The organism is Rhizobium oryzihabitans (genome assembly GCF_010669145.1).
Lineage (GTDB): Bacteria > Pseudomonadota > Alphaproteobacteria > Rhizobiales > Rhizobiaceae > Agrobacterium > Agrobacterium oryzihabitans.
The window spans coordinates 1,718,011-1,733,791 of record NZ_CP048635.1 but is presented as its reverse complement, the minus strand read 5'-3'; the positions used below and the strand labels follow the sequence as shown (position 1 = coordinate 1,733,791).

Genomic DNA, 15,781 nt, shown 5'->3' with positions numbered 1-15,781 from the left:
GGCTGCGTGGCCCCAGAGGTAAATCCGAAACCGGCTCGACGGCAAGGATTTTGTGCGCTATATGATTTTTGTTCGTATATCGCACAAACGGAGCCGAGACATGGCCGTCAATGAAAGAGACATGATGGGCGGTCTCGCCAAGGGATTGAAGGTGATCGAGGCGTTCAGCGCCGAGCGTCCGCGCCTCTCCATTTCCGATGCGGCTGATATCGCAGGGCTTGACCGCGCCACCACGAGGCGCTGCCTGCTGACACTTTCGGAACTGGGTTACGCCGCCTATGACGGCAAGTTCTTCACCGTGACACCCAAGGTTCTGCGGCTCGGCACCGGCTGCCTCGCCACCATGCCGCTGCCGCGCATCGTCCAGCCGCTGCTGGATCGTCTGTCGGAAGAGATCGGCCAGAGCACCTCCGTCTCCATTCTGGATGAAACTGAAATCGTCTATGTGGCGCGCGCCGCCCAGCAGCGGGTCATGTCCATCGCGCTGATGCCCGGTTCGCGCCTGCCCGCCTATTGCACGTCGATGGGCCGCGTTCTCCTCTCGGTTCAAACACCGGAGCGGCAGCGGGAAATTCTTGAAAGCTCAAAGCTGGTGGCGCGCACGGAAAAGACGATCATTGGCATGGATGCGTTGCTTGCCGAAATCGAGGCGACCGGCAATCGCGGTTATGCCCTGATCGATCAGGAGGTGGAGGTTGGCCTCCGTTCCATCGCCGTGCCGGTAAAAACCGTGCGCGGGCAGACGGTCGCAGCGCTCAATGTCGGGCTTGCCGCCTCCGTCACCTCGATGGACGATCTGGTGGAACGTTATCTGCCAGCACTTCTCGCCGTTCAGCGGGAGCTGGGAAGAATGCTTGTCTGAGGCAGCATCTGCCGCATGCCGGAATCCCCCATTTTCCGCTGCTCCGCAAGCCGCCAGGCGCGTGGCGTCATGCCGGTTTCCCGCTTGAAAAAGCGATTGAAATAAGCGGGATCGGCGAAACCGAGACCTTCCGCGATCATCTGCACGGTGGAGACCGTAAAGATCAGCTCCTGCTGGGCGATCTCGATCTGGCGCCTGGCGACGAGCCGTTGCAGGCTGAGGCCACAAACGGAACGGACGAGGCGGTTGAGATGCGTCTCGGAAAGGCCGAGCTTCTGCGCATAAAATTCCGCCTTGCGCGGCTCGCGAATATGCCTAGCGATCAACGACAGCAATAATTCGAAGCGACGTTCCGCAAGCCCTTCACCAGAACTTGCCATCAGGGGCCGCATCACCCGCGCCAGAAGCGTGACGACGGAGGCCAGCTGACCTTCGATCATGGCGTCGCGGCCGATTTCGCGAGCCTCATATTCCCCGGAAATATGTTCGAAGCCGCTGCGCAGCCGATCGCCATCCGTGAAGCCCTGCAATGGCAACAGGACCGGCTGCTGGAAATTCCTGAGCAGCAGCGCCTGCACGGATGCGGGAAGGGCACCGGGCAGCACCGTGACGATCACCCCGCCAATATCACGCGAAAACCGAAAGCCGTGTTCGAAATCCGGCGGCACGACAATCGCCACCGGCGGGCGGATGGCCTCGATGCGGCCGTCCAGCAGCGCATCGCCCTCGCCGCCCCAAATGTACAAGATTTGCAGAAACGCCGAATGGCGATGAAGACCGATTTCGAAGCGATGTAGGCTGCTTCTCGAAAAAAGCGTCTCGCAATGAAAGCGAAAATCAGTGCCTTGTAACGCTTCTTCGCCATATAGCCCTTCACTGGCCACAACCCGCATATGAACTCGCCTCCCAGCATCGTGGTCGAATTGTGCAATTTACGGATCAGAAAGTCCATTGAGCTTGTGAGCCGCCTTGGTCAATTTCCTGACAGGAGACAATTCCGGGAGGAAACAATGCGCACAAAAGTCGTCATCATCGGCTCCGGCCCCTCAGGCCTGCTTCTCGGCCAGCTGCTTGCCAAAGAAGGCATCGACACCGTCATTCTCGACCGCGCCGGCAAGGATTATATCCTCGGCCGCGTCCGCGCCGGTGTGCTGGAAGAAGGAACAGTGCACCTTCTGGAAAAGGCTGGCGCTGACAAACGCCTGCGCAAAGAGGGCCTGCCGCATGATGGTTTTTCGCTGACCTTCGACGGGCGCGATCACCGTGTCGACCTCTTCGACCTGACCGGCGGCAAACGCGTGATGGTCTATGGCCAGACCGAGGTGACGCATGACCTGATGGATGTGCGCGAAAAGGCGGGGCTCTCGACGATCTATGAGGCAGCGAATGTCGAGCCGCATGATTTCGATGGCGCCAGCCCCTATGTCACCTATGAGAAAGACGGCGTAACCCACCGGATCGATTGTGATTTTATTGCCGGCTGCGATGGTTTCCACGGCGTCAGCCGCAAATCGGTGCCTGAGGGCGCGATCAAGGAATTCGAGAAGGTCTATCCTTTCGGCTGGCTCGGCATTCTGGCGGAAGTGCCGCCCGTCAGCCACGAACTCATCTATGCCAACCATCCGCGCGGTTTTGCACTCTGTTCCATGCGCTCGCACACCCGCAGCCGTTATTACCTGCAATGTTCGCTGGAAGACCGGCCGGAGGACTGGAGCGACGACCGGTTCTGGGATGAAATCCGCCGCCGCCTGCCGGAAAACCATGCCGATGCCCTGGTAACGGGACCCTCGTTTGAAAAATCCATCGCGCCGCTGCGGTCCTTTGTCTGCGAACCAATGCGTTTCGGGCGGCTGTTTCTGGCAGGCGATGCCGCCCACATCGTGCCGCCGACAGGCGCAAAGGGCCTCAACCTCGCCGCCAGCGACGTGCATTATCTGAGCGAAGCGCTGATCGAATTTTACGGCGAAGGGTCAGAGGCGGGCATCGATTCCTATTCGCAGAAGGCGCTCTCCCGTGTGTGGAAGGCCGTCCGTTTTTCCTGGTGGATGACGACGATGATGCATCGTTTCCCAGATACCGGCGACTTCGGCCAGCGCATTCAGGAAGCGGAACTGGATTATCTCGTCCACTCCCGTGCCGCTTCCACAGCACTTGCGGAAAACTATGTCGGACTTCCTTATTAGGAGCCACGCCATTTGCGTCGACGTCATCCTCGGGCCTGACCCGAGGATCTGCAACGTTTTGATTTTACTCAACGTGATTAGATCCTCGGCACAAGGCCGAGGATGACGTCGAGAGTGTATTCACCCTTCAGCCCTCCCATCCAGCAACTCACTCGCGGTCTCGCGGATGGCCTGCATCAGCAGCGACAGCGGCAATGACGGCTGGGTATCGGCCCTGACCGTCAGACCGACCGGGCCGCTGGTATCACCGGTATCAACCGGCAGGATCGCCAGAATGCCATCAGCCACATCGGCCGCGATCACACCTTCCGAAATGATCCAGACGGCATCGCTGGTGCGCAGATACGCCCGGCCGAAAGCATCCGATACCGTCTCGATGCGGATCGGCAGGGCCGGCACGCCATTGGCGATCAGGAACTGCTCAACGATGGGGCCGATGACGGATTGCCGTGTCGGCATCAGCACGGGAAACTCGTGAAGCCGGTCGAAAATCGAAACGCCTTGAGCGAGCAGTCGATGGCCCGCGCGCACCACGAAACGCACTTTTTCGGAATAAAGGTGCTCGAAGGAAAAGCCCGTCATTTTCTGCGGCGCGGCCAGACGTCCGACAACGAGGTCCAGATCGCCGACACGTAACTGCTCCAGAAGCACGGCGTTTTCACCGGTGACGATCTTGACCGGGCTGCCGGTCTTTTCCGCGAGAAAACCCGCCATCGCCTTCGGCATGATCCGCACAGAAACCGTGGGCAGGGCGCCGACCCTGACGGGAGGACCGGCGCGCGCCGCCTCCTGCGAAACCGAATCGACCGCCTGCCGCAGCGCCGTCATCGTCGCGCCCGCATGGCGCAGGAACACCTCGCCATAACGGCTGATGCGGATGCCGCGTCCTTCGCGGTCGAACAGCGAGACACCGAGAATATCTTCCAGCTCACGGATCGTCTTCGTCACCGCCGGCTGGCTGACATGCAGGATTTCCGAGGCGCGGATGACGCTTTTCTGGCGCGCCACCTCCACGAAGGTTTGCAGGTGCCGGAACTTTATACGTTGATCGACCATCGCTCATATAATCCATGGGTTATGATTTTCATCGATAATGTCATTTTACTTAACCGGAACGCGCTTGCAATATCCTTGGCAGGAGGAGCACATCATGCATTTTCTGCGCTGTGGCGAAAACGCGATCCATTACCGTGCGCACGGATTGGAAAGCGGCAAGCCGGTCATCGCCTTCATCAATTCGCTTGGCACCGACTTCCGCATCTGGGATGCGGTGATCGAAACGCTTGGCGATGATTATGCCTTCATCCTGCACGACAAGCGCGGCCACGGGCTTTCCGATGTCGGGCACGCGCCCTATTCGATAGACGATCATGCCGGCGACCTGATCGCGCTTCTCGATCATCTCGGCGTCAAAAGCGCGATCATCTGGGGATTGTCGGTCGGCGGCCTGATCGCCCAGGGGCTTTATGCCCGCCGTCCCGATCTCGTCCGCGCCCTGGTACTCAGCAATACCGCCCACAAAATCGGCACCGCCGAGATGTGGAATGCCCGCATCGACAAGATCGCCGCTGGCGGCCTTGGCTCGCTGGTCGATCCTGTCATGGAGCGCTGGTTCACGCCCGCCTTCCGCCGGCCGGACAATGCCGACTATAGTGGCGCTCGCAATATGCTGTCGCAACAGCCGGAAGCCGGTTACAGCGGCACCTGCGCCGCTATTCGTGATGCGGATTTCACGACAGAGGCAGGCCGCATCGCTGTTCCGACACTGTGTGTGGCGGGTGATGAGGACGGCTCGACCCCGCCCGCGCTGGTGCAGTCGCTGGCCGACCTCATTCCCGCCAGCCGCTTCGTCACCATCGGCAGCTGCGGCCATATCCCCTGCCTTGAACAGCCGCTCGCCTACACACAGGCGGCCTCAATTTTTCTGAAGACCTTGCCGGAGCACTGACAGATGGCGGAAAATATCGACAAGAACGACAGATTCGAGCAGGGCATGAAAACCCGCCGCGCCGTGCTCGGCGATGCCCATGTGGATCGCGCGCAGACGGTAACGACCGGGTTCGACCAGCCTTTCCAGCAGCTCATCACCGAAGCGGCGTGGGGATCGGTCTGGTCCGGCAACCACTGGACGAAGCGCGAGCGTTCGATGGTCACCATCGCCCTGCTTGCCGCGCTGGGCCAGGATGAAGAGCTTGCCATGCATGTGCGCGCCACCGTCAATACCGGGGCTACAGAGGCGGATATTCGCGAAGCGCTGCTGCATGTGGCGATCTATGCCGGCGTGCCCGCCGCCAACCACGCTTTCAAGATCGCCAAGCTTGCCCTGACCAGCATGAAAGCCGATAGTTCCCCTGATAATTCTCACGATGGGGAGGAGACGAAATGAGCAATCAAGCGCCCGAGACAGGGCCGTTCTTCGCACGCGACCGCGATATTCATCCGCTACCCTATTCGCCGGGTTACAAGACATCGATCCTGCGCTCGCCGCAGCGTGCGCTGATTTCGCTTGAAGGCACAAAAAGCGAGATCACCGGCCCCGTCTTCGGGCATGGCATGCTGAACGAGCTGGATAATGATCTCATCCTCAATTACGCCCGCCCCGGCGAAATGCCTGTTGGCCCGCGCCTCCTCGTGCATGGCCGGGTGCTGGACGAGCGCGGCCGCGGTGTGGATGGCGCGTTGGTGGAATTCTGGCAGGCCAATGCCGGCGGGCGCTACCGCCACAAGAAGGAAAGCTACCTCGCCGCAATCGATCCAAATTTCGGCGGCGTCGGCCGCACGATCACGGATGAGAATGGTTATTACTGGTTCAAGACCATCCAGCCGGGTGCTTACCCCTGGCCGAACGGCGTCAATGACTGGCGCCCGGCCCATATTCATTTCTCGGTCTTCGGCCATGGCTTTGCCCAGCGTCTCATCACCCAGATGTATTTCGAAGGCGATCCGCTGATCTGGAAATGTCCGATCGTCAAAACCATTCCGGACGAGGATGCGATCAGGAGACTCATTGCGCCGCTGGACATGAATGCGACGCTGCCCATGGACATGCTGGCCTATAAATTCGATATCGTTTTGCGCGGTCGCCGCTCGACCCTTTTTGAAAACCGCAAGGAAGGCAACTGATCATGGTCCAGTCCCTCGGTTATCTCAAGGAAACCGCCTCGCAGACGGCGGGCCCCTATGTGCATATCGGCTGCACGCCGAATTTCGTCGGCATCGAAGGCGTATTCGAAAAGGATCTCGGCTCCGGTGCGCTCTATAACAACAAGGCCCGCGGCGAGCGCATCAGCGTGCGCGGCACGGTTTATGACGGCGCTGGCATGCCGCTGAAGGATGCGCTCATCGAGATCTGGCAGGCGGATACGGACGGTTATTACAACAGCCCGAGCGAAACGCGCGGCAAGGCCGATCCGAATTTCATCGGCTGGGGCCGCTCGCCGGGCGACATGGACACCGGCGAATTCATTTTCGAAACGATCAAGCCGGGCACGGTGCCGTTCCGGGATGGCCGGCCGATGGCGCCGCACATCACCTTCTGGATCGTGGCGCGCGGCATCAATATCGGCCTGCAGACCCGCATGTATTTTCCCGAGGAAGAGACGGCCAATGCGGCCGACCCGGTTCTTGCCCGCGTCGAGCAGAAAAGCCGCATCGCCACGCTTGTTGCCAGGAAGGAAGAGGGAAACATCTATCGTTTCGATATTCGTCTTCAGGGCGAAGGCGAGACGGTGTTTTTCGATATCTGAGCGAAAGCGAAACCCGAAATGAGCCTTTCCCCCTTCGAACATCCGTTTCTCTCCGGCCTTTTCGGCGACAGCGAGATCGTTGAGCTGTTTTCGGCGAGAGCGGATATCGACGCCATGGTCCGTTTCGAAACGGCCTTGGCGCAGGCGGAAGCGCAGGCTGGCATCTTTGCGGATGACGTGGCGGAAGCCATTGTTTCGGGGCTTTCAGAATTTGCCGCCGATATGACCGCACTTCGCCATGGCGTCGCAAAGGACGGCGTCGTGGTTCCGGAACTCATACGGCAGATGCGGGCGGCGGTCGCCGGTCAGGCGGCGGACAAGGTGCATTTGGGCGCGACCAGCCAGGATGTCATCGATACCAGCCTGATGCTGCGGCTGAAGACGGCAGCGGAAATCATCGCTACCCGCCTTGGCCACCTCATCGATACGCTCGGGGACCTTGCTTCCCGCGACGGCCATAACCGGCTGACGGGCTATACCCGCATGCAGGCCGCCATCGACATTACCGTTGCCGATCGGGCAGCGAACTGGACCAATCCGCTCGAGCGACATCTGCTGCGGCTCGAAACCTTTGCGCAGAATGGCTTTGCCCTCCAGTTCGGCGGCGCTGCCGGCACGCTGGAAAAACTCGGCGACAACGCCGGCGCGGTCCGCGCCGATCTCGCAAAGCGGCTTGGCCTTGCCGACAGACCGCAATGGCACAGCCAGCGGGACGGTATCGCCGAATTTGCCAATCCGCTGTCGCTCGTCACGGGAACGCTCGGCAAGTTTGGGCAGGACATTGCGCTCATGGCCGAACTCGGCACGCAGATCCGCCTCTCCGGCGGCGGCGGTTCATCGGCCATGCCTCACAAGCAGAACCCGGTCAATGCGGAAACGCTGGTGACGCTTTCGCGCTTCAACGCCGTGCAGATTTCGGCACTGCACCAGTCCCTCATCCACGAACAGGAACGGTCCGGCGCGGGTGGATGCTGGAATGGCTGTCGCTTCCGCAAATGGTGACGGCAACGGGAGCCTCGCTGCTGATCGCCGAACGGCTCACCGGACAGATTGACAGGCTGGGAGCTGACGAAAACTAGCCGGAAGGCCGGATGGTTTTTACTAGAAGACAGTCTCTCGGACGCTTTCGTGGCGGAGCCGAGGCAGCGTTGCCGCGCGTCGAAATTGCTTGCGCTGTTTCGCTTTAGCTATTGATATAAAACAACTTTCTTAAAAGAAGAAAACGAAGAAAAAACCGCTTTGAAGCCGTTTTTAACCGAACGCGGCGCTTGACACAAAAATGAACTAACTGGTACAAACATTCACGTTAAAGCCTGCCAGGAAAGAAGAATAAGAGCTTCCGTGGCGGGACGAGACAAATGGAGGGCTTTGGGGCCAAAGGGTTTCCAAGGCGATGCGAACAAGGCGAAACGCCTGTTCGGACCCGAATGGGTTTGGGAGGAAGAATGTCTTACAGTCTCGATTTTTCGGCGGTTATAGACCGCCTGCCCGAGCTGCTTTTGGCCTGTCTTGCGACGATCGGCCTTGCTATTGCCGGCATGTCGCTCGCAACCGTCATCGGGGTTCTCGGTGTCGTTGCCCGCCGCTCGCGGTACAAGCTGCTGCGCGGCCTGGTCATCGGCTTTGTCGAGGCCATCCGCAACACGCCGTTTCTGGTGCAGATATTCTTCATTTTCTTCGCGCTGCCGCAGATCGGCATCAAGCTCAACCCCACCGTCACCGCCATCATTGCGCTGGCTCTGAACGGCGGCGCCTATGCCATTGAAATCATTCGTGGCGGCGTGGATTCCATTCCCAAGGGCCAGGTGGAAGCGGGCCTCGCGCTCGGCCTGCACCGGTCGCAGATATTCCGCCATATCATTCTGAAGCCGGCGCTGCGCGCGGTTTATCCGTCGCTGACCAGCCAGTTCATCATGCTGACGCTGACCACCTCGGTCTGCACCTCGATTGCCGCCTATGAGCTGACCTCAGTGGCCCAGAAGATCGAGGCGGACACTTTCCGGTCGTTCGAGGTCTATTTCTCGATCACGCTGCTTTATCTGGTCATTTCCTCGCTGATGATGGGCATCTTCTCGCTCGTCTCCCGCGCGTCGTTCAGCTATCCGGTCAAGTGAGGAAAAGACAATGGAAACCATCGGTCCCAACCAACTCTTCTTCCTGCTGCAAGGCCTGAAATGGACGCTTGCGCTGACCGTGATCGGCTTCATCGGCGGTGGTGTCTTCGGTCTTTGCGTGGCGCTTGCCCGCGTTGCCGATAATGCCATGATCCAGCGCGCCAGCACCGGCTATATCGCCGTCTTCCAGGGCACACCGCTCCTGATGCAGCTTTTCGTCGTTTATTACGGCGTGGCGCTGGCTGGCCTCAATGTCGATGCCTGGATCGCCGTTGCCATAGCATTCACGCTGCATGCCAGCGCCTTTCTCGGTGAAATCTGGCGGGGCGGCATCCAGGCCGTGCCGAAGGGCCAGACGGAAGCCGCCAATGCGCTCGGCCTGCATTATGTCTCGCGCATGAAGGATGTGATCCTGCCGCAGGCCTTCAAGATTTCGCTGCCCGCCACCATCGGTTTTTTGGTGCAGCTCATCAAGGGCACCTCGCTTGCGGCCATCGTCGGCTTCGTTGAGCTGTCCCGCGCCGGCCAGATCGTCTCCAACCAGACATTCCGCCCGCTCACCGTCTTCGCCATCGTCGGCATCATGTATTTCCTGATTTGCTGGCCGCTTTCCCTGTGGGGCGCCGGCGTCGAGAAGCGGCTGCAGGCCGCATCCCGCTAAACGTCACTACCATCTCATCAGCTTTGTAAGGAGGAGCAAAAGATGAAAACCAGGACTATGAAATTCTCACGTCGCACCCTGCTCGCGCTTGCCGCGGCAACGGTCGCCCTGCCCTTTGTCGCGCCGGTCGATGCTTTCGCCGGCACGGTGGAAGAGGCCAAGGCCAAGGGCAAGGTCGTCATCGGCATTCAGGGCGACAATTCGCCTTGGGGCTTCGTCAATTCGAGCGGCGTGCAGGACGGTCTCGATGCCGATATCGGCAAGGCCTTTGCCGATTATCTCGGCGTCAAGGCGGAGTTCGTGCCGCTTGCCGTGGCAAACCGCATTCCGGCCCTGCTGACCGGCAAGGTGGACCTGCTTTTCGCAACCATGGGCATGACCGCCGAGCGCGCCAAGACCATCCAGTACTCCAAGCCCTATGCCGGCAACGTTCTCTCCGTCTACGGACCAAAAGACAAGAAGATCGCCGGCTATGACGATCTGACCGGCGTTGCCGTCGGCGTGCCGAAGTCGAGCGCCATGGATACGTCGATCACGGCAGGTGCGGGCTCGAAGGCCAATATCCTGCGCTTTGATGATGACGCCGCCAATATTCAGGCGCTCATCTCCGGCCAGGTCGAAGTTGTCGGCGGCAACCAGTTTTATGGCGACCGTCTGAACAAGGCGGCCGAGGGCAAATACGAGCCGAAGTTCGATCTGACGACGCTTTATAACGGCGCCGGCACCCGTCCGGGTGAAAAGGACTGGAACGAGACCGTCAACGCCTTCCTCGACAAGATCAAGTCCGACGGTCAGCTGACCAAAATCTACGACAAGTGGATGAAGCGCGAAGTTCCGGCCTTCCCGGACAGCCTGCCTGACATCCCGTTCACCGTGAAGTAAGCAGGAGGTTTCCATGCCGCAATCCGCCACTGCCGAGGTTCCGCTTATCGCCCTTCAAGGGGTTGGAAAGTGGTATGGAGCCTTTCATGCGCTAAAGAATATCGACATGATGGTCCGCAAGGGTGAGAAAATCGTCCTTTGCGGCCCGTCCGGTTCGGGAAAATCCACCCTGATCCGCTGCATCAACCATCTGGAGGAAATCCAGGAGGGCAAGATCACGGTTGAAGGGACCACGCTTTCGGATTCCAGCCGCGCCATCGATGCGGTTCGCCGCGAGGTGGGCATGGTGTTCCAGAGCTTCAATCTCTTCCCGCACAAGACCATCATGGAAAACTGCACGCTGGCGCCCATGCGCGTGAAGGGCCTGTCGAAAGCGGATGCGGAGGCGACGGCGCGCAAATATCTCGAGCGCGTGCGCATTCTCAATCAGGCCGATAAATATCCAGCCCAGCTTTCCGGCGGACAGCAGCAGCGCGCGGCGATTGCCCGGGCGCTCTGCATGGAGCCGAAAGCCATGCTATTCGATGAGCCGACTTCGGCGCTCGATCCGGAAATGGTGAAGGAAGTGCTCGACACCATGATCGGCCTTGCCCGCGATGGCATGACGATGATCTGCGTCACCCATGAAATGGGTTTTGCCCGGCAGGTGGCCGACCGCGTGGTCTTCATGTCGGAAGGCGAGATCATCGAGGAAGGCCCGCCGGCAGAATTCTTCAGCGACCCCAAGCACCAGCGTACCCGCACCTTCCTCGGCGAGATTCTCGCCCACCACTGAGGTTCCATATCTGCCCTCAGACCTGTGGCGACCTCTCTGCATACACCACGTCATCCTCGGGTTTAACCCGAGGACGAGGTGACGAAGGAGAGGTTCAATACCTCGCCAGCAACCTGAAGGCAGGCGGAGCCCGCCCCGAACCGACGAACGACACCGGATCATGACAGAAGCAAACTCCTTCAAGGTCGGCCTGATTGGCGCCGACATACAGCTTTCCAAGTCGCCGGCGCTGCACATGCGCGAGGGTGCGGCCCACGGGCTCGACTATTCCTACGAGCTTGTCGACGTGACCGCCCGAAAACTGCCGACAAGCGCTCTTCCCGATCTGCTCGATGAACTGGAAGCGCGCGGCTTTGCCGGCACCAACATCACCCATCCCTTCAAGCAGGCGGTCATTGCCCATCTAGATGAATTGTCTGACGATGCCCGCATGCTCGGCGCGGTCAACACCGTCGTCTTCCGGGACGGCCGTCGCATCGGTCACAATACCGACTGGTACGGTTTTTACGAGAGCTTCGTACGCGGCTTGCCGGATGCGAAGCGGGATCGCGCGCTGCTCGTCGGCGCGGGTGGGGCGGGCGTTGCGGTGGCCCATGCCGCGCTGAAGCTCGACATCGCCCGCCTCGACATCTTCGACCGCGAGTTTGAAAGGGCCGAACGACTGGCTCTGGAGCTCAATGCCCGTTTCGGCGAAGGCCGCGCCTTTGCCGTTCAAGACCCGGCTGCCTCCCTGCCCTTCGCCGATGGCATCATCCATGCGACGCCGATGGGCATGCCCGCCCATCCCGGCATGCCTGTTGCAGCCGATCTCATCGAGCAGCGGCACTGGGTAGCCGATATCGTCTATATGCCGCTCGTCACAGAACTTCTGGCGACAGCGGCGAAAAAGGGCTGTCGCACCCTGCCCGGCGGCGGCATGACCGTGTTCCAGGCCGTCGGCGCATTCCGCCTCTTCTGCGGCCGCGAGCCGGATGCGGAACGCATGACGGCGCATTTCACTGAACTGTGCATGGCGGAGGGTGTGGCATGAGCCTTTTTACTGTTTTGAACGGACCCAATCTCAACCTGCTCGGCCAGCGCCAGCCGGAAATCTACGGCCATGAAACCATGGCCGATGTGGAAGCCAACTGCCGTGGGATAACGGATGCCGCCGGCCATGAGCTGTTCTTTGCCCAGAGCAACCGAGAATATGAGCTGATCGACTGGATTCACGCAGCGCGGGGCAAATCATCGGGCATCGTCATCAATCCCGGTGCCTTTACCCATACGTCGGTGGCGATCCTCGATGCGCTGAATGCCTTCGAAGCGCCGGTGATAGAGGTTCATATTTCCAACATCCACAAACGCGAGGTCTTCCGCCATCATTCCTACGTCTCGACGCGCGCCGAAGGCGTGATTGCCGGTCTCGGCATCGAAGGTTACGAGGTGGCGCTGCGCCATCTCATCAACCGTCTTTCCCGATCTTCGTGATATGGTCGGGCGTCAGCACATAACGCAGCACCATGTCGCTGACATGCCGCGACAATGTTTCCTGCCCCTTATCGGTAAACAGGCCGTCGCCGAAGATGAACGAGAAGGTCGCGACGTTCGAGACATTGAAGAAGGACAGCGCACTGATCTGCCAGTGCAGTTCCAGCGCGTCGATGCCGTTACGGAAGATGCCGCGCTTCTGGCCGCGCAGCAGCACGCCTTCCAGCGCATCGATGGCCGGCCGGTTGAGCTGGCGGATCGTTTCGGACGTTTGCATGTGACGCCCGTGATGGATGTTCTCGATCATCACCATTCTTATGAAAGCCGGATTGCGGCGGTGATGGTCGAAGGTGAACCGACAGAGCTTGTCGAGTGCCGCAATCGGCTCAAGGTCATCCAGTTCCAGGTCGCTCTCGCCGCCACGCACCTTGGCGTAAGCTTCCTCAAGAACGCGCTGGTAAAGCCCTTCCTTGTCGGCAAAATAATAATAGATCATCCGCTTGGAGGTGCGCGTGCGAGCCGCGATCTCATCGATGCGCGCGCCAGACAGTCCGTTTTGCGAAAACTCCTCCATCGCGACCGAAAGAATGTCGCGACGCACCCCTTCCGGATCGCGCTTCGCCTGTCGGATTTCGCCAGTGCCGTTCGAAGTTGCGCTTTTTGCCATGATCCATCCATTCGCAGGGCGGGCGGCTTGCGGCCGCACCCTTACTATTAACCAATCAGTACATAACGCTGAAAAGGAACGCAATATGGCCAGCGACAACAGAGGCAAACAGAGCATGCCAATGCGGACATCCATCGCGACCGTGTCCATCAGCGGCGAATTTCCCGAAAAACTGGCGGCCATCGCCAAGGCCGGTTTCAGCGGCGTGGAGATTTTCGAAAATGATTTCCTGACCTATGACGCTTCCCCGCGCGAGGTAAAGGCGCTCGCAGCCGATCACGGGCTGGATATCACCCTTTTCCAGCCTTTCCGCGATTTTGAAGGCATGCCGGAGCCGCACCGCGCCCGCGCTTTCGAGCGTGCCGAACGGAAATTCGACATCATGGGCGAACTCGGCACCGATCTGATGCTGATCTGCTCCAACGTGTCGCCCGTATCGCTCGGCGGCATCGACCGCGCCGCCGCCGATTTCCATCAACTTGGGGAACTTGCGGAAAAACACGGCGTACGTGTCGGTTACGAGGCTTTAGCCTGGGGCCGCCACATCAGCGATCACCGTGACGCATGGGAAGTGGTTCGCCGCGCCGATCACGCCAATGTCGGCATCATTCTCGACAGTTTCCACACGCTGTCGCGCAAGATAGATCCCAACTCGATCCGCTCCATTCCCGGCGACAAGATTTTCATCGTGCAGCTGGCCGATGCGCCGCTAATCGACATGGACCTGCTCTACTGGAGCCGTCACTTCCGCAACATGCCGGGTGAAGGCGACCTGCCGGTGGTGGATTTCATGCGCGCTGTCGCCGCGACCGGTTATAGCGGCCCGCTGTCGCTCGAAATCTTCAACGACCAGTTTCGCGGCGGCTCAGCCCGCCTGCTTGCCGAAGACGGCCACCGCTCGCTCATCAATCTCATGGATCAGGTGCGCCGGCTTGAACCCGACATCCGCATCGATGTGCCCGCCATGCCGGAACGGGTCGAGACGCAAGGGGTGGAATTCGTCGAGTTCACCACAGCACCGGAGGAAAAGGCCAATCTTGAGACCTTGCTCGCCACCCTCGGCTTTGAAAAAACCGCAAGGCACCGCAATCGCGACGTCGATCTTTATACGCAGGGCGACATTCGCATCGTCATCAATACCGGCGGCACCGGCGACAGCTTCGCCGGCGCATCCTATTCCATCCACGGCACCAACGCCTATGCTTTCGGCCTGAAGGTGAATGATGCGCAGGCAGCCCTTGCGCGGGCGGAAGCGCTCGGCGCACCGACCTTTGCAGAGCCGCGAAAATCGGGCGAGGTCGCCGTTCCCGCCATCCAGGGCGTGGGCAACGGCGTCATCTATTTCCTCGACAGTTCGCCGGCACTCGCATCCATATGGGACAAGGAATTCACGCCGACGGAAGGTCAGGCCGGGAAAGGTGATGCCCAGCTGACGCGCATCGATCACCTTGCGCAAACAACGCATTACGATGAAATGCTGACCTGGCTTCTGTTCTATACATCGCTGTTTTCGACACGCCGCACGCCGATGGTCGATGTGGTCGATCCGGGCGGCCTGATACGCAGCCAGGCGATCGAAAGCGTGCCGTCGCCGCATTTCCGCCTGACCATGAACGGCGCCGACAATCGCAAGACCTTCGCCGGCAAATTTCTGGCCGAAGGTTTTGGCACCAGCATCCAGCACATCGCCTTTGCCACCGACGATATCTTCGCCACCGCGAAAGCGATGCAGGCGCGCGGTTTTCACGCCCTGCCGATCTCGCGCAATTATTACGACGATCTGGAGGCCCGCTTCGGGCTGGCACCGGAATTCTCCGATGCGCTGCGGGAAGCGAGCATCCTCTATGACCGTGACGACAATGGCGAGTATTTCCAGATATACAGCCGCACCTTCGGCGAGGGTTTCTTTTTCGAAATCATCGAAAGGCGCGGCGCCTATGCCGGTTATGGCGCCATGAACGCCCCCTTCCGCATCGCCGCGCAACGGCGTCTGGCGCCTCCGGTCGGCATGCCGAAGGAATAAGCCTACTCAAGCGTCGTTATATTATAGTCACGCGGAATGGCGGATGTCGCAGCAAACCATTCGGACGCGCGCGTTCGCTGCTGATGAAAATCAAAGGCGGCGCGATCCACAAAAAGCTCTTCCACGCTCCAGATCAGCGGGTCGTCGGTCTGAGACACGTCAAAGGAAATACAGCCCGGCTCCGCCCTGGTCAGGCGGAGGTGGTCGGGAAGATGGGTTTTCACACATTGAACATCCTCCACCGATGCGCAACGCAGGAAGCCGGATAGCCTGACCGCACCCGTTCTATTCGTCATATATCCTGTATCCTTTCTTCACCCTGCCACACGAGCAGCGGTACAATCGCCTAAAATCGCCTACAATTGCGACATTGCGACAAAATCTGCCCGCTTATCCTT

At 59.9% G+C, this 15,781-nt stretch carries 17 protein-coding genes and 1 pseudogene; 14 read left to right on the top strand and 4 right to left on the bottom strand.

The genetic code is table 11. The annotated features are described in order from the left end of the window. Positions 1 to 100: 100 nt before the first annotated feature. Positions 101 to 862: an IclR family transcriptional regulator gene (locus G3A56_RS24575; protein ID WP_003499242.1), complete on the top strand. Its 762-nt coding sequence runs from the start codon at positions 101 to 103 to the stop codon at positions 860 to 862. On the opposite strand, the gene G3A56_RS24570 is transcribed toward G3A56_RS24575, so the two are convergent. Further along, the gene (locus tag G3A56_RS24570; RefSeq protein WP_082184839.1) at positions 832 to 1,755 is read right to left on the bottom strand and encodes a helix-turn-helix domain-containing protein; all 924 of its coding nucleotides are present in this window, start codon (positions 1,753 to 1,755) and stop codon (positions 832 to 834) included. The two genes, G3A56_RS24575 and G3A56_RS24570, sit on opposite strands and share 31 nt — an antisense overlap. Before the next feature lie 117 nt (positions 1,756 to 1,872). Between G3A56_RS24570 and pobA the strand changes: the two genes are divergently transcribed. Continuing rightward, positions 1,873 to 3,045, top strand: a complete 1,173-nt coding sequence (gene pobA, locus G3A56_RS24565; RefSeq protein WP_082184840.1) for a 4-hydroxybenzoate 3-monooxygenase — start codon at positions 1,873 to 1,875, stop codon at positions 3,043 to 3,045. A gap of 120 nt (positions 3,046 to 3,165) precedes the next feature. On the opposite strand, the gene pcaQ is transcribed toward pobA, so the two are convergent. Further along, positions 3,166 to 4,101 carry a pca operon transcription factor PcaQ gene (pcaQ, locus tag G3A56_RS24560; protein WP_082184841.1) on the bottom strand — a complete coding sequence of 312 codons (936 nt, stop codon included), beginning with the start codon at positions 4,099 to 4,101 and terminating at the stop codon, positions 3,166 to 3,168. Between the two features lie 94 nt (positions 4,102 to 4,195). Between pcaQ and pcaD the strand changes: the two genes are divergently transcribed. From pcaD to aroQ, 11 genes and pseudogenes are all read left to right on the top strand, one after another. Continuing rightward, the gene (pcaD, locus tag G3A56_RS24555) at positions 4,196 to 4,993 is read left to right on the top strand and encodes a 3-oxoadipate enol-lactonase (RefSeq protein ID WP_082184842.1); all 798 of its coding nucleotides are present in this window, start codon (positions 4,196 to 4,198) and stop codon (positions 4,991 to 4,993) included. 3 nt (positions 4,994 to 4,996) lie between these two features. Then, on the top strand, positions 4,997 to 5,431 hold the full coding sequence (gene pcaC / locus G3A56_RS24550) for a 4-carboxymuconolactone decarboxylase (protein ID WP_082184843.1): 435 nt from the start codon (positions 4,997 to 4,999) through the stop codon (positions 5,429 to 5,431). Beyond that, the gene (gene pcaH, locus G3A56_RS24545; RefSeq protein ID WP_082184844.1) at positions 5,428 to 6,168 is read left to right on the top strand and encodes a protocatechuate 3,4-dioxygenase subunit beta; all 741 of its coding nucleotides are present in this window, start codon (positions 5,428 to 5,430) and stop codon (positions 6,166 to 6,168) included. The genes pcaC and pcaH overlap by 4 nt, the downstream gene beginning before the upstream one ends. A 2-nt stretch (positions 6,169 to 6,170) precedes the next feature. Beyond that, a complete protein-coding gene (gene pcaG / locus G3A56_RS24540) occupies positions 6,171 to 6,791 on the top strand; it encodes a protocatechuate 3,4-dioxygenase subunit alpha (RefSeq protein ID WP_082184845.1) in 621 nt (206 codons plus the stop codon). Positions 6,792 to 6,809: 18 nt separating this feature from the next. Further along, positions 6,810 to 7,870, top strand: a pseudogene (locus G3A56_RS24535) (3-carboxy-cis,cis-muconate cycloisomerase). 366 nt (positions 7,871 to 8,236) lie between these two features. Then, positions 8,237 to 8,905 (top strand): amino acid ABC transporter permease, encoded by a 669-nt coding sequence (locus tag G3A56_RS24530; protein ID WP_082184847.1) that lies wholly within the window; start codon positions 8,237 to 8,239, stop codon positions 8,903 to 8,905. Between the two features lie 10 nt (positions 8,906 to 8,915). Beyond that, positions 8,916 to 9,566: an amino acid ABC transporter permease gene (locus G3A56_RS24525; protein ID WP_082184848.1), complete on the top strand. Its 651-nt coding sequence runs from the start codon at positions 8,916 to 8,918 to the stop codon at positions 9,564 to 9,566. A 42-nt stretch (positions 9,567 to 9,608) separates the two neighbouring features. Continuing rightward, on the top strand, positions 9,609 to 10,448 hold the full coding sequence (locus G3A56_RS24520; RefSeq protein WP_082184849.1) for a transporter substrate-binding domain-containing protein: 840 nt from the start codon (positions 9,609 to 9,611) through the stop codon (positions 10,446 to 10,448). Positions 10,449 to 10,461: 13 nt separating this feature from the next. Then, positions 10,462 to 11,223, top strand: coding sequence for an amino acid ABC transporter ATP-binding protein (locus tag G3A56_RS24515; RefSeq protein ID WP_082184850.1), 762 nt, complete (start codon positions 10,462 to 10,464; stop codon positions 11,221 to 11,223). Between the two features lie 160 nt (positions 11,224 to 11,383). Beyond that, positions 11,384 to 12,253: a shikimate dehydrogenase gene (locus G3A56_RS24510; protein WP_082184851.1), complete on the top strand. Its 870-nt coding sequence runs from the start codon at positions 11,384 to 11,386 to the stop codon at positions 12,251 to 12,253. Then, entirely contained in the window at positions 12,250 to 12,693 is a 444-nt protein-coding gene (aroQ, locus tag G3A56_RS24505) for a type II 3-dehydroquinate dehydratase (protein WP_003499212.1), read from the top strand. The genes G3A56_RS24510 and aroQ overlap by 4 nt, the downstream gene beginning before the upstream one ends. Here aroQ and G3A56_RS24500 read toward each other — a convergent pair. Next, on the bottom strand, positions 12,668 to 13,360 hold the full coding sequence (locus tag G3A56_RS24500; RefSeq protein WP_003499210.1) for a TetR/AcrR family transcriptional regulator: 693 nt from the start codon (positions 13,358 to 13,360) through the stop codon (positions 12,668 to 12,670). The two genes, aroQ and G3A56_RS24500, sit on opposite strands and share 26 nt — an antisense overlap. 121 nt (positions 13,361 to 13,481) lie before the next feature. On the opposite strand from G3A56_RS24500, the gene G3A56_RS24495 reads away from it, so the two are divergent. Then, entirely contained in the window at positions 13,482 to 15,383 is a 1,902-nt protein-coding gene (locus tag G3A56_RS24495; RefSeq protein ID WP_082185974.1) for a bifunctional sugar phosphate isomerase/epimerase/4-hydroxyphenylpyruvate dioxygenase family protein, read from the top strand. A gap of 2 nt (positions 15,384 to 15,385) precedes the next feature. Here G3A56_RS24495 and G3A56_RS24490 read toward each other — a convergent pair whose 3' ends face one another. Beyond that, positions 15,386 to 15,679, bottom strand: a complete 294-nt coding sequence (locus G3A56_RS24490) for a putative quinol monooxygenase (protein WP_082184852.1) — start codon at positions 15,677 to 15,679, stop codon at positions 15,386 to 15,388. Between the last annotated feature and the right edge of the window lie 102 nt (positions 15,680 to 15,781).